13 protein-coding genes and 2 tRNA genes are annotated in these 13,159 nt (G+C 71.3%); 12 read left to right on the top strand and 3 right to left on the bottom strand.

The window, feature by feature from the left end; genetic code table 11:
• Positions 1-99 precede the first annotated feature (99 nt).
• The 3 genes from ACZ4Z2_RS00420 (at position 100) to ACZ4Z2_RS00410 (ending at position 3,295) form a co-directional block, all read left to right on the top strand.
• Positions 100-1,386 carry a glutamate-5-semialdehyde dehydrogenase gene (locus ACZ4Z2_RS00420; protein WP_468070832.1) on the top strand — a complete coding sequence of 429 codons (1,287 nt, stop codon included), beginning with the start codon at positions 100-102 and terminating at the stop codon, positions 1,384-1,386.
• 158 nt (positions 1,387-1,544) lie between these two features.
• Positions 1,545-2,123: an SCO2584 family spore wall biosynthesis protein gene (locus ACZ4Z2_RS00415; protein WP_468070830.1), complete on the top strand. Its 579-nt coding sequence runs from the start codon at positions 1,545-1,547 to the stop codon at positions 2,121-2,123.
• 101 nt (positions 2,124-2,224) lie between these two features.
• Complete coding sequence (locus ACZ4Z2_RS00410) at positions 2,225-3,295, top strand: SCO2583 family membrane protein (protein ID WP_468070828.1); 1,071 nt, start codon at positions 2,225-2,227, stop codon at positions 3,293-3,295.
• Between the two features lie 90 nt (positions 3,296-3,385).
• Here the strand turns inward: ACZ4Z2_RS00410 and ACZ4Z2_RS00405 are convergent, their stop codons facing one another.
• Entirely contained in the window at positions 3,386-4,528 is a 1,143-nt protein-coding gene (locus tag ACZ4Z2_RS00405) for a M48 family metallopeptidase (protein ID WP_468070826.1), read from the bottom strand.
• Between the two features lie 98 nt (positions 4,529-4,626).
• Here ACZ4Z2_RS00405 and ACZ4Z2_RS00400 point away from each other — a divergent pair, with 98 nt between their 5' ends.
• The 9 genes from ACZ4Z2_RS00400 (at position 4,627) to ACZ4Z2_RS00360 (ending at position 10,092) form a co-directional block, all read left to right on the top strand.
• Positions 4,627-4,797 (top strand): hypothetical protein, encoded by a 171-nt coding sequence (locus ACZ4Z2_RS00400; protein WP_468070824.1) that lies wholly within the window; start codon positions 4,627-4,629, stop codon positions 4,795-4,797.
• A gap of 123 nt (positions 4,798-4,920) precedes the next feature.
• A complete protein-coding gene (locus ACZ4Z2_RS00395; RefSeq protein WP_099964502.1) occupies positions 4,921-5,088 on the top strand; it encodes a hypothetical protein in 168 nt (55 codons plus the stop codon).
• Between the two features lie 58 nt (positions 5,089-5,146).
• Positions 5,147-5,902: a nicotinate-nucleotide adenylyltransferase gene (gene nadD / locus ACZ4Z2_RS00390; RefSeq protein ID WP_468070822.1), complete on the top strand. Its 756-nt coding sequence runs from the start codon at positions 5,147-5,149 to the stop codon at positions 5,900-5,902.
• 16 nt (positions 5,903-5,918) lie between these two features.
• Positions 5,919-7,745 carry an LCP family protein gene (locus ACZ4Z2_RS00385; protein ID WP_468070820.1) on the top strand — a complete coding sequence of 609 codons (1,827 nt, stop codon included), beginning with the start codon at positions 5,919-5,921 and terminating at the stop codon, positions 7,743-7,745.
• 163 nt (positions 7,746-7,908) lie between these two features.
• Positions 7,909-8,355 carry a ribosome silencing factor gene (gene rsfS / locus ACZ4Z2_RS00380; RefSeq protein WP_055540605.1) on the top strand — a complete coding sequence of 149 codons (447 nt, stop codon included), beginning with the start codon at positions 7,909-7,911 and terminating at the stop codon, positions 8,353-8,355.
• Complete coding sequence (locus ACZ4Z2_RS00375) at positions 8,352-9,020, top strand: histidine phosphatase family protein (RefSeq protein WP_468070817.1); 669 nt, start codon at positions 8,352-8,354, stop codon at positions 9,018-9,020. Before rsfS ends, ACZ4Z2_RS00375 begins: the two co-directional genes overlap by 4 nt.
• A gap of 131 nt (positions 9,021-9,151) precedes the next feature.
• Positions 9,152-9,224 (top strand) — tRNA-Ala (locus tag ACZ4Z2_RS00370).
• A gap of 397 nt (positions 9,225-9,621) precedes the next feature.
• A complete protein-coding gene (locus ACZ4Z2_RS00365; protein ID WP_005479297.1) occupies positions 9,622-9,855 on the top strand; it encodes a hypothetical protein in 234 nt (77 codons plus the stop codon).
• A gap of 164 nt (positions 9,856-10,019) precedes the next feature.
• Positions 10,020-10,092 (top strand) — tRNA-Ala (locus ACZ4Z2_RS00360).
• 143 nt (positions 10,093-10,235) lie between these two features.
• Here ACZ4Z2_RS00360 and ACZ4Z2_RS00355 read toward each other — a convergent pair.
• Both ACZ4Z2_RS00355 and ACZ4Z2_RS00350 read right to left on the bottom strand, forming a co-directional pair.
• Complete coding sequence (locus ACZ4Z2_RS00355; RefSeq protein ID WP_468070815.1) at positions 10,236-11,852, bottom strand: NADH-ubiquinone oxidoreductase-F iron-sulfur binding region domain-containing protein; 1,617 nt, start codon at positions 11,850-11,852, stop codon at positions 10,236-10,238.
• Positions 11,849-13,114, bottom strand: coding sequence for a cytochrome b/b6 domain-containing protein (locus ACZ4Z2_RS00350; protein ID WP_468071640.1), 1,266 nt, complete (start codon positions 13,112-13,114; stop codon positions 11,849-11,851). The genes ACZ4Z2_RS00355 and ACZ4Z2_RS00350 overlap by 4 nt, the downstream gene beginning before the upstream one ends.
• Positions 13,115-13,159 lie beyond the last annotated feature (45 nt).

Genomic DNA, 13,159 nt, shown 5'->3' with positions numbered 1-13,159 from the left:
CACGCCGTTCCAGGTCACCGCGTGGGGCGTGTCCGGGGCTCGTCTCGGCTTGTGGGACAGCGACTGGGGCCGTCTCCCGTGGCGCACTACCCTTCCCTTATGACCACGCTCTCGCCGTACGACTCCATGTCCCCGGTCACCCGGGCCGCCTATCGCGCCAAGGCCGCCACCGCCGACCTCGCGCCGCTTCCGCGCGCCGACAAGGACGACGCGCTGCTCGCCATCGCCGACGCGCTGGAAGTCCGTACGAGTGAGATCGTCGAGGCCAACGCCAAGGACATCGAGCGTGCCCGCGAGGCCGGCACCAGCGAGGCGATCATCGACCGGCTCACGCTCACCCCCGAGCGGATCCGCGCGATCGCCGCCGATGTGCGGGACGTCGCCGCGCTGCCCGACCCGGTCGGCGAGGTCGTCCGCGGGTCGACCCTGCCCAACGGCATCGACCTGCGCCAGGTCCGCGTCCCGCTCGGTGTCGTCGGCATCATCTACGAGGCCCGCCCGAACGTCACCGTGGACGCCGCCGCCCTCTGCCTGAAGTCCGGCAACGCGGTCCTGCTGCGCGGTTCGTCCTCCGCCTACGAGTCCAACACCGCGCTCGTCCGCGTCCTGCGGGACGCCGTCGGCGGCGCCGGGCTGCCCGCCGACGCCATCCAGCTCGTCCCCGGCGAGAGCCGCGACTCCGTGCGCGAGCTGATGCGCGCCCGCGGCCTGGTCGACGTGCTCATCCCGCGCGGCGGCGCCTCCCTGATCCGCACGGTCGTCGAGGAGTCCACCGTCCCGGTGATCGAGACCGGCACGGGCAACTGCCACGTCTACGTCGACGCCAACGCCGACCTCGACACGGCGGTCGAGATCCTGGTCAACTCCAAGGCCCAGCGGGTCAGCGTCTGCAACGCCGCCGAGACCCTCCTGGTCCACCAGGACATCGCCCCCGAGTTCCTGCCCCGCGCCCTCGACGCCCTCGCCGAGGCCGGGGTCACCGTCCACGCCGACGAGCGGGTCATGGCGTACGCCAAGGACTCCAAGGCGACCGTCGTCGAGGCCACCACGGAGGACTGGGAGACCGAGTACCTCTCGTACGACATCGCCGCCGCCGTCGTCGACTCGCTCGACCGGGCCGTCGAGCACATCCGGCTGTGGAGCTCCGGGCACACCGAGGCGATCGTGACGACCTCCCAGCAGGCCGCCCGCCGCTTCACCCAGTTGGTGGACTCCACGACCGTCGCCGTCAACGCCTCCACCCGCTTCACCGACGGCGGCCAGTTCGGCTTCGGCGCCGAGATCGGCATCTCCACCCAGAAGCTGCACGCCCGCGGCCCCATGGGCCTGCCCGAGCTGACCAGCACCAAGTACATCGTCACGGGTGACGGGCACGTACGCCGCTGACATCCGGCCGGCACCCGGCGCGTACGGCGCCCGGCGGGGCGCACGCGCCTCGTGGGGCGCCGGTCCGTTCCCGGGGAACGACCGGTGACCCGCTGAGCAGAACGGATGAATTTCCTTACCGTCTGCCCAAATTGACCACCCCGGTCTACTCTGGATCCGTGCCGGAGGACGTGGGGGGCACGCCGTTCCCTGACGGCTGGGAGCCCGACGACGACCGCGACCGCGGAGGTATGGACGAAGAGTTCGCCTCCGTGGTCTTCGACGAGGACTTCGTACGGGCGGCCGTGGTCCATGAGCCGACCGCGGTCGAGCGGCTGCTCGCCGCCGCGGAGGCCCGCGCCGCGGCCCAGGAGGCGGAGGCCCGCCGCACCCACTCCAGAGGCCCCCGCGGCGACGACTACGACGACGGCTTCGCCGACGGCCCGGACTTCGGCCACGACCCCGACCTCGACGATCTCGACGACCCCGAGATCCTGGAGGGCCGCTACGGCCTCGCCGGGCCCTACGGCAGGCAGACCCGCTGGCACCGTCCCGTCGCCTGGGTCCTCGCCCTGGTCATGGGCATCGGCATGGTCGCGCTGGCCTTCACCGCCGTCTACCGCGGCGCCTCCTCCAGCCGTGGCGACCAGATCCCGCCCCCCGCCACCAGCGGGGTCGAACAGGGCACCTCGGCCGGTCCCTCGGCCTCCGCGGACTACTCCCAGCCGGCCGTGCCGGCGGTACCGCGCCAGCCCTGACACACGGTTCGACGAGACGTTCGAAAACCTGGTGAGAACCTGTCAGAAGTTGTCGCGCACCTCGGCGTTTATCGGAGCTCCGGCAGACCTACCCTGAAGGTATGGGCGGGCCCGGCGACCCACCCGAGGGGACACCCGAGGGCACCCCCGGCGGTGGAGGCGAGGACGAATACCGATCCGTCGTGTTCGACGAATCGTTCGTTCGCGCTGCCCGTCTCCAGGAGTTCTCCGCCCAGGAGCGCCTCACCGACCACGCTCCCGCCGTCCGCCGCCGCCCGCCCGTGCGCCGCGGTTTCTCCCGGCAGGCACTGGTCCTCGTCCTGCTGATCGCCGTCGCCTTCGGCACCGCCATCTACATGGGCGTCCGCCATCCGTACCAACCCCGGGCCGCGAGTCCCACCGAGCCGCTGAGGATGACGGTCATCCCACTGGCCCCCCAGGCCCCCGTCCCCGGCGCCGACGACCCCGAGACGCTGTACGAGAACAGCCCCGCCGCCCACTTCCGCACCGGCGCCGACGGCATCACGATGCCCGCCACCCGCCGCACCGAGCACTTCACCGACAGCCAGGTCGTCACCTCGCTGACCGTCGCCAAGGAGTACCTGGTCGCCTCCGCGCTCGACCCGCAGGTGCTGGCCGGTACGACCGTCGAGCCGGTGCGGCGGCTGCTCGACTCCGACCAGCTCGACCAGTTCGACCAGAGCTTCGACCACCCCGCCGCGGACGGACGCCACGCCCCCACCGGCTGGCTGGTCCGCTTCGACCCCTCCCGCGCCCGGCTCGCCGACACCGGCATCCGCGTCCAGGGCACCCTCCAGGCGGCCGAGTTCGACTCCGGCACGCTGGAGGTCGTCGCCGCGCACACCTTCGTGTACGCGCTGCGCCCGGCGCACACCGAGGAGGGCTCCGAGGCGTCCCTGTTCACCGTGCGGCGCGAGCTGCACTTCCGCTTCGACCAGGACGACCTGCGCACCCACCAGGCCGAGGTCGTCGTGTCCTACGTCCAGGCCGGGCCGCTGGCCTGCGCCGACGACGCCACCAACCATCTGCGGCCGCTGCTCGCCGGGCGGCAGGACAAGGCCGGTGGCCCGGCCGGCACCGACCCGTACGCCACCGGCGGCGCCATCGCCCTGTGCGGCTCCCTGGCCCAGAGCGCCCAGCCGAAGGTGTGAGGCCACGGGTGACACCACGACGAAGCGCCCGGTCCGGAGGGGGAACCCTCCGGACCGGGCGCTCTCGGCGCACCAGCGGTGACCGCCGGGTCACTCGTCGTCCGGACGCCTGTCCTCGGCGGTGTCCGTGCTCGTACCGCCACCCGACGCGGAGCCGCCCGGGGCCGTGCCGCCGGACGCCGCTCCGCCGCCGTTGGCGAAGCCGCTGAAGCCGCGCCGCACCCGGCCGCCGAGGTCGCCCGCGCCGCCCGCGAGGTCCGTGACCAGCTTCATCAGCGGGTCCTTGGAGCTCTTCACATGGCTCGTGTAGTGCTCCGCCGACTCACGGAAGGAGTCGGTCACCGAGGTGTCCTTGTCCTCGCTGCGCCGCGGGTAGTGGCCGTCCATGATCCGCTGGAAGTCACGGGACTCCGCCCACTTCTTCAGCTCGGCCGCGCGCACGGTGGTGAAGGGGTGCGAGCGGGGCAGCACGTTGAGGATCTTCAGCACGGAGTCGCGCAGATCGCCCCCGGCCTCGTACTCCTCGGCCTGCGCGAGGAACGCGTCGACGTTCATCTCGTGCAGGTGGTTGCCGCCCGCGATCTTCATCAGACCGCGCATCGAGGCCTTCAGATCCTGGCCGACCAGCAGCCCGGCCCGGTCGGCGGACAGCTCCGACTTGCGGAACCACTCGCGCAGCGCGGTCACGATCGCCATGATTGCGAGGTTGCCGAGCGGGATCCAGGCGACCTTCAGCGCGAGGCTCGTCAGGAACAGCAGGATCGTGCGGTACACCGAGTGGCCGGAGAGCGCGTGGCCCACCTCGTGGCCGATGACGGCCCGCATCTCCTCCTCGTCGAGCAGCTCGACGAGCCCGGTCGTCACGACGATGATCGGCTCGTCCAGGCCGATGCACATCGCGTTCGGCTGCGGGTCCTGGTTGACGTACATCGGCGGGACCTTCTCCAGGTCCAGGATGTAACAGGCGTCCCGCAGCATGTCGTTGAGGTGGGCGAACTGCTGGTCCGAGACCCGTACGGAGTCGGACAGGAACAGCAGCCTGAGGCTGCGCTCGGGCAGCAGGCCGCTGAGTGCCTTGAACACCGTGTCGAAGCCGCTGAGCTTGCGCAGCGCCACCAGCGCCGAGCGGTCCGCGGGGTGTTCGTACGCCCGCGAGGAGATTCCCTCGAAGCGCCTGCGCTGCCTGCTCGGCACGTTCTCGTGCCCGTTCTGCTCGTGGCTGTCGTCCGGCATGTTTCCCCCATGCGTTTGATTGCCCATATTGCCCCCGAAGCGGAGACCAGCCTAGGCGGAGTTACCGTGGCAGGGCATCAACCGTAAGGAGCGATCTCATGCAGCATCTCCCCCAGGTCACGGCGGCCCCCTGGTTCACCGAGGCCGCGGGCGCCGCCGCGAAGGAGCAGGGCGCGGGAAACCTGCTGCGTGTGGTGCTGATCGTGATGGTCCTGGGGTCGGTCCTGACGGCCTGGTTCCTCCTGCGCGGGTACAAGCGGGACGACTGACGGTACGGAGACGGAGCCCCGTCCGTTCATCCCAGGGCGGAGTCGGCGTGATCGCCGCGGCGGCCCCCGCTTACGATGGGCCGAGTCTTTATCCCGATCCCACACGGATAGGTCCTGCCGACGATGAGCTTCCACAGCACCGCTGCCGACTTGGTCACTTTCGCCGCCGAGGGCGGCGGGGAGCACGGCGGCAACCACGAGAGCCTCAGCCCCTACCTGACCGGCGGCGGAGCCCTCTTCGCCCTGCTCCTGCTGCTGTGGATCACCACGCGCTTCAACCGGGACCGCTGATCCGCGCAAAAGGTCATTCGAACAGAGTGTGTCCGCCGGGCCGGTAGTGTCTCGACGCATGGGAGAGCAGGAACCGCCTACCGGTCCGGAGCACGACAAGGCGAAGGACCAGGCGCACGAGACCACCGGCGACCGGGCCGGCGGCACCGGCACGGCACCGGAGACCGCCCCGCCGACGGAGCCCGCCCCACAGGCGACCACCGAACAGACGGCCGAGCCGCAGACTGCGCGCAGGCGCCTCGGCGTCATGGGCGGGACGTTCGACCCGATCCACCACGGGCACCTCGTGGCGGCCCAGGAGGTCGCCGCGCAGTTCGGTCTCGACGAGGTCGTGTTCGTGCCGACCGGCCAGCCCTGGCAGAAGTCCCACCGCACGGTGTCGGCCGCCGAGGACCGGTATCTGATGACGGTCATCGCGACGGCGGAGAACCCCCAGTTCTCCGTGAGCCGCATCGACGTCGACCGCAAGGGCCCCACGTACACCATCGACACCCTGCGCGAGCTGCACGAACTCAACCCGGACACGGACCTGTTCTTCATCACCGGCGCCGACGCGCTCGGCCAGATCCTCACCTGGCGCGACGCCGAGGAACTGTTCTCCCTCGCCCACTTCATCGGGGTCACCCGTCCCGGCCACACTTTGGCCGACCCCGGCCTGCCCGCCGGCGGGGTCACGCTCGTTGAGGTACCGGCGCTGGCCATCTCCTCCACCGACTGCCGTGCGAGGGTCGCGAAGGGCGACCCCGTCTGGTATCTGGTGCCGGACGGAGTGGTGCGCTACATCGACAAGCGGCAGCTGTACCGCGGCGAGTGAGCCGAGAGGGGCACCGGTGAACGACCGATACGACGCCGGCTACGGGGGCGACCAGGGTTACGAACTCGTCGGCTACGACGAGTTCGGACAGCCGGTGTACCGACAGGCGCCCACCCAGCAGGTGCCTCAGCAACAGACGTACGACCCCTACGGCCAGCAGCAGGGCTACGGCCAGGACCAGACTCAGGGCTACGGCCAGGACCACGGTCAGGGCTACGGCTACGACCCGTACGCCACCGGCCATGTCCAGCAGCAGCCCGCCCAGGGCTACGGCACCGCCTACGACACCGGCCGGCCGGCACCGGCGCCCGGGTACGACCCCTACGACCCGTACGGGCAGACCGCGGCCACCGGCCATCAGGCCCAGGCCCAGGCCCAGCCCCAGGCGCAGGCCACCGAGCAGACCGCCTACATCCCGCAGCAGACGGGCCCGCTGGAGCCGGGTCGGCTGGAGACAGGCCCGCAGGAGACCGCCGGGGACGGCGGCCCCCAGGCCGGCGCGGCGGACGGGGACCCGGAGTACCGCACCGAGCAGTTCGCCTTCGTCGACCAGCCCGACGACGACTCCGAGGACGTCATCGACTGGCTGAACTTCACCGAGAACCGCACCGAGCGCCGCGAGGAGGCCAAGCGGCGCGCCAGGAGCCGCATGATCGCCCTCGTGGTCGTGCTGGCCCTGGTCGCGGTCGGCGGCGTCGGCTACCTGTGGTTCGCGGGCATGCTGCCCGGCTCCTCCTCCGACGGCCGGACCGGCACCACCACCGCCGCGGGCGCCCAGAAACGGGACGTGATCGCCGTCCACCTGCACGACACCAAGAAGGGCGGCACCTCCACGGCGCTGCTCGTCGACAACACCACCACCAAGCGGGGCGCGACCGTCCTGCTGCCCAACTCCCTCGCCCTGACCGGCGAGGACGGCACCACGACCACCCTCGCCAAGTCCGTCGAGGACGACGGCTCCGCCGGCACCCGCGAGGAACTCGACACCGTCCTCGGCACCGACATCGAGGGCACCTGGCGCCTGGACACCCCCTTCCTGAGCAACCTCGTCGAACTCGTCGGCAACATCGACCTCGACACCGACGTCTCGGTACCGGACCCGGAGGCGAAGAAGAAGGGCGAGGCACCCCTCGTCACCAAGGGCGAGAACCAGACCCTCAGCGGCAAGATGGCCGTCGCGTACGCCACCTACCGCGCCTCCGGCGAATCCCAGGACGCCCAGCTCAAGCGGTTCGGGCAGGTCATGCAGGGCGTGCTGCGCAAGCTGTCCTCCGACGCGCAGGCGGCCACGGTCACCGTGCAGACCCTGGGCCAGATCCTCGACCCCTCCCTCGGGGAGAAGGACCTCGGCGCGTTCCTCGCCAAGCTCGCCGACCGCGCCAAGGGCGGCGACTACACGACCGAGCTGCTCCCCGTCCAGCAGGACGGCACCCTCAGCGCGGAGGACTCCGACAGCGTGGTCAAGGACCTGCTCGGCGGCGCCGCCAAAAGCCCCGAGGCCGGGGACGCCGTCCGGGTCGGCATCCGCAACGCCACCGGCGACAGGGACGCCACCGAACAGGCCCGCGTGGTCCTGCTCAACGGCGGCTACACCTTCCTGGACGCCGGCACCGTCGCCACCGCCGAGGCCGACTCCCGGGTGCTCTACTCCGACGCGGCCCGCAAGCAGGACGCCGTCGAGGTCGCCAAGACCCTCGGCCTGCCCACGAGTGCCGTCAAGAAGGGCGAGACCACGTCCAACGCCGACGTCACCGTCGTCCTCGGCCGGAACTACGACACGACGGACTCGACAGGCACGAGCGGCACGACAGGAACCACGGGCACGACCGGGACCACCGGCTGACCGTCACCCCCTCGGATCGGCAGCGATCACGATCAGGCCCCGGAGCCGCCCCGACGGCGGTACGCCGGGGCCTGATCGCTTAACCCGTGGGGCTGTGTCGGCGGTCCGTGAGACCCTTGGGGTAGCCCGTGAGGGTTCCTGACCGCCTACGGAAAGCCATGCAGTGACCGCGACCGACCGCTCCCTCGAGCTCATCCACACCGCCGCGCAGGCGGCCGCCGACAAGCTCGCGCACGACATCATCGCGTACGACGTCAGCGATGTGCTGTCCATCACGGACGCCTTCCTGCTCGCCTCCGCGCCCAACGACCGCCAGGTCAAGTCGATCGTCGACGAGATCGAGGAGCGGCTGAACAAGGAGCTCGGCGCCAAGCCGGTCCGCCGCGAGGGCGACCGCGAGGCCCGCTGGGTGCTGCTGGACTACGTCGACATCGTCGTGCACGTCCAGCACAGCGAGGAGCGCGTCTTCTACGCCCTGGAGCGGCTCTGGAAGGACTGCCCCGAGCTGGAGCTGCCCGCCGACGCCCAGGCCACCAAGGGCAAGGCCGCGGAGCACGCCAAGCTGCAGGCCGCCGAGGAGGCCGCCGAGCTGGGCGGGGAACTGCGGTGACCGGGGCCGTCGACGCGGCGGACCGCAAGGGCCGCGGGCGCCGGATCATCCTGTGGCGGCACGGCCAGACCTCGTGGAACGTGGAGCGTCGCTTCCAGGGCACCACCGACGTCGAGCTCACCGAGACCGGCCTCGGCCAGGCCCGCCGGGCCGCCCGGCTGCTCGCCTCCCTCAAGCCCGACGCCATCGTCGCCTCCGACCTTCAGCGCGCGGCGCGGACGGCCGCCGAGCTGGCCGCGCTCACCGGCCTGGAGGTCGCGCACGACGAGGGCCTGCGGGAGACGTACGCGGGCGTCTGGCAGGGCCTCACGCACGACGAGATCATCGCCCGGTACGGCGAGGAGTACGGCGCGTGGAAGCGCGGCGAGGCGGTCCGTCGCGGCGGCGGCGAACTGGAGACCGAGGTCGCCGACCGCGCCGCCCCCGTGGTGCTCCGCCACGCCGACAAGCTCCCGGAGAACGGCACCCTCGTGGTCACCAGCCACGGCGGCACCATCCGCACCACCATCGGGCGCCTCCTCGGCCTGGAGCCCCAGCACTGGGAGAGTTTCGGCGGCCTCTCCAACTGCTGCTGGTCCGTCCTCGGCGAGGGCGCCCGCGGGTGGCGTCTGCTGGAGCACAACGCCGGCACCCTCCCCGAGCCGGTGCTCGGCGACGACGACTGAGCGGCAGCGGCGGCCCCGGCAGCGGGGCCGGGACCCGGATTTCACTTTCCGGCTGGTCGCAGGCTAAAGTTCTTCTTGTTCGCCCCGCCGAGCGGGGCGAAACACCATACGGCTTCGGCCGCATGGGGCAAGGGGCTATAGCTCAGTTGGTAGAGCGCCTGCATGGCATGCAGGAGGTCAGGAGTTCAATTCTCCTTAGCTCCACAGATCGGACAGAAGATCCCGTTCCCGGCAGGGGGCGGGATTTTTCGTGTGAGATCCGTGACCTCCTTGAGCGCGTCGCGCCCCACGGGCGTATACCTCTGCGGACGACCTTCTTTCCCGCCGCGTGTCCGGACTGGTACGAAGGCGTCGCTGACCGTATTGGTCCGGCCGTGGCAGAATCAAACGGCCGGAAGGGGGCGCGGCCCGACGGGAGGGAGAAGCGATGCCTGCGAGCATCCGCGGGAAGGTGCACGACCTTCCCGCCGCTGTGGTGATGCGGAGCAAGACCACCCTCCTGTGCCCTTCCTGCGGCTCGCTCCACGTTGCCCAAGTACTCGGTGACTACGGAGGTATTTCCTACGTGTGCACGGCCTGCGGCCACAGCTGGAGCTGATCGATGGGCGCACACAGGAGGAAATGCGACTGGTGCGGCAGCGGCACCCCGATCGTCCGCGACATGGAACCCGTCAACGCCGACTACCAGTACTGGTGCGAGGAATGCGCTCGGGCGCTGATCATAAAAGGCGACCCCATCGAGACGTACCGTGAGCTGGAGGGCGAGCCGATCTACGGCCGGCTCCTCGAAGAGCACTGCACGCTCAAGCGCTTCTACTCGTTCGTGACCGCCTGAGCGGCGGGGATCCGATCGGCCACCTTCCCGACCGGACACCCCTCCCGGTGGGCGCAACCCGCCGAAAACGCCCATAAGGGGCGCCGGTTGGAAAGGATTTGGTGGTCAGCGCGGGGACCGGTAATGTTGGCGTCGTCGCCGGGGGGACCCGGGGAAAACCGCAAGGGGCTATAGCTCAGTTGGTAGAGCGCCTGCATGGCATGCAGGAGGTCAGGAGTTCAATTCTCCTTAGCTCCACAGTCAAGACCCCGTCCAAGTGGACGGGGTCTTCGCGTTGTTGGGAGTGGCCGTACGGCGGTGGTTGTGGGCCACGCAGAAGGGCGGACCACCCCGACCGGGGTGGCCCGCCCTTCCGTCGCTCCAGAGGGCCTCGGCGAGCCTCAGCGGCCGCTGCCCAGGGCCCGCCGCCCACGGCCCTGGGAGAGGACCGGGAGGTTGCGGGACGGGGCGTTGCCCCGGGTGTCCTCCTCGATGCGCAGGGCCAGCGCGGGACAGCGCCGCACCGCGCGCAGCGCCTTGGCCTCGGCGTACTGGGGGACCTTCGCCTGGGCGACGGTGGGGAAGCCGTCGGCGCCCAGTTGGAAGACCTCCGGGAGGATGTCGGCGCACAGGCCGTGCCCCCGGCACAGCGTCCAGTCGACGAAGATCTTCTGGCGGCTGGCGCCGGACTCCTCCTGGCCCGCTCCGCCCGGGATGCCGGTCGGTGTCCTGCCGCCCTCGAACAGCGGCAGGACACCTTCCACGGGCCGTCCACAGCCGTTGCCGAGGACGTGGGCGGCGAGGTCGTCGGTGAACGCCTTGATGGTCGACTCCAGGAACATCGCGGAGCCGTCGGGGTGCGAGCACGCCCCGCGCCGCTTGACGTTCTTGGCGACCTGCTTCAGGGCCTCCAGGGCGGCCGGTCCGCCGCCGTTGAGGATGTCCTCCATGCCGCGGGCGGCGGCCGGCAGCCCGAGGTAGCAGGGACCGCACTGCCCCGCGCTCTCCTCGGCGAGCCACTTGGCGACCTGGAGCGACTCGCCGAGCGGGCAGGTGTCCTGGCTGATCGGCAGGATCGCGCCCGCGCCGAGCGCGCCGCCCACCGCGTCCAGGGAGTTGCGGGAGACGACGGCCTCGTTGACCGTCGCCGCGTCGATCCACTTGCCGTGGTAGCCGCCGGTCAGCACACCCTGCGGGACCGGCGGCGCGCCGGCGAGCTGGAGGATGTAGCGCAGCGGCACGCCCGTGGGGGCCTCGATCACCATCGGGCGGGCGACCGCGCCGGAGACGGTGAGCATGACGGTGCCCGGCTCGTCGTACAGGCCGGTGTTGCCGTACCGTTCGGCGCCGATGCGGGCGCCGATGGCGAGCTGGGCGAAGGTCTCGGCGTTGGAGAGCAGGGTCGGCGCGCCTCCGACACCGCTCTTGGACGCGCTGGTCTTGCGGCCGGGCGGGATGGCCGGGCCGCCGTCGATGGAGCGGATCAGCGAGGCGGCCGCGCCGGTGACCATGCGCACCGGGTTGCGCTGCACGCTCGCGCGGATGGCCGCGCCGCGCCGGTTGCCGAGGCCCCGCTCGGCGAGGGCGGCCTCCATCGACCGCTGGGTGGATTCACGTGTCACCCCGACGACGAGCTGGCGGGCGCCCAGGGCCTCCGCGACCAGCAGGGCGCCGTCCAGGATGAGGTGCGGGGCACGGTTGATCAGGACCGTGTCCTTGCGGCAGGCGGGCTCGTCCTCGCTGCCGTTGACGACCACGACGGGCCGGATGCCGCGCTTGATCGCCGACTCGGCGACCGAGCGCAGCTTCTTGTGGAACGGGAAGCCCGCGCCGCCCCTGCCCTTCAGGTTGATCCGCTCGGACAGCTGGGCCAACTGCTCTCCGCCCATCGGTTCGAGCGGACCGTGCACCTTCAGGTGCATGGGGAGATCGAGTCTCTCGACGAGGTCGAAGCCCGAGGTGAGCTGGGGGAGCCCCACCACACGGACTTCGGGGACGTCGGGAAGGGCCTCGTTCACTTAAAGCCTCCGGAAGGCGCGTTCCAGGGTTCGCCTGAGCCCGGCTGGTCGTAACCGGGCAGCGTTTCAGTGGCGGGACCGCTGTTGTACGTGTCGTTCGGGTTGTACGTGCCGTAGGGGGCGTTCGTCTCAGCGGTTCCGTAGGAAGTTTCCGGAACCCCCGTGGGGTACGCCTCGCCCTGGTACGTCTGGCCCGGGTACGACTGCCCGCCGAGCGGCTGACCGCCCAGCGGCTGCCCGGCGAAGGTGTCCTGCATCGGGTCGTACGCCGACGGGGGCGCCTCGCCGACCGGCGGCGGGGACGGGGACGGCCAGCGCGTGCCTGTGGCCGGACCGTCGTCCAGGCGGGGCATGGCCTGCGTGGGCTGCATGTCCAGCGGGGGCTGCTGCTGGGTCAGGTAGGGCGCCGTCGGCTCCGGGGAGCGCGGCGTCATCGACACGGCGCGGTAGGCCGCCGCGAAACCGGGGCCGCTGTCGGCCGACGCCGTGCGCGGCGGGGGGACCAGGCTGTCGCCCAGTGCGGGGCTCGGGGCCTGGCCGCCGAAGCCCGGCAGCGGGAACTGCCCCGTGTCCCGCTGCCGGGACTCGCGGGGTCCGTCGTCGCGGCGCCCGCCCTGCTCCTGGCGGGCGGCCCGGGACTTGACGAGTTCCTCGACCTCGGGGGGACGCTGGCCGTCGGTGCCCAGGATGGCCGTGATGCGCTCGACGACCTCGCGCTTGACCGAACGGGGGGCCGCCCGCAGCAGCAGCGCCGCGGCCACCGCGACCAGGCCCAGCGAGTAGAGGGTGACGAAGATCGGCTTGGCTTCGCGACCCGCGTAGAGTCCGTGCACGAGCGCGAAACACCAGGCTCCGTAGGCCAGCATGTGCATCGCCCGCCAGCGCGCCGCGGTCTCCGCCGGGGAGGCGAAGTTGCTGCGCAGCGCGCCGGTGATGGCGACGAAGATCATCAGCGATGCGGCGGTCGCGCCGAAGCCGATGAGCGCGCCCGAACCCGTCACACCGAGGGCGAAGGGGAACAGGGCGATCGCGGAGACGTGGTCCAACGCCAGCTTGACGGAGACGTGCAGCACGAGGAACGCGACCGACGCGATGGCGGTCGTCCGGTGGACGGCCTGGCCGATGATCCGCTGGCGCACGCTGAGGAGGGTCCGGTCCTGGGCGACGAGTCCCCAGAGGACCGACAGGGTCAGTGACACCAGTGACAGGACGCCCGCGCCGAAGTCGAGGAACTCCCGGTACGCGTCACCTCCGACCAGCACACTTACGGGTATCAGCAGCAATGCGGCAGCGGTCGCGATCCCATA

Source organism: Streptomyces sp. NPDC030183 (assembly GCF_055573455.1).
This window is presented reverse-complemented; position numbering and strand designations above follow the sequence as displayed.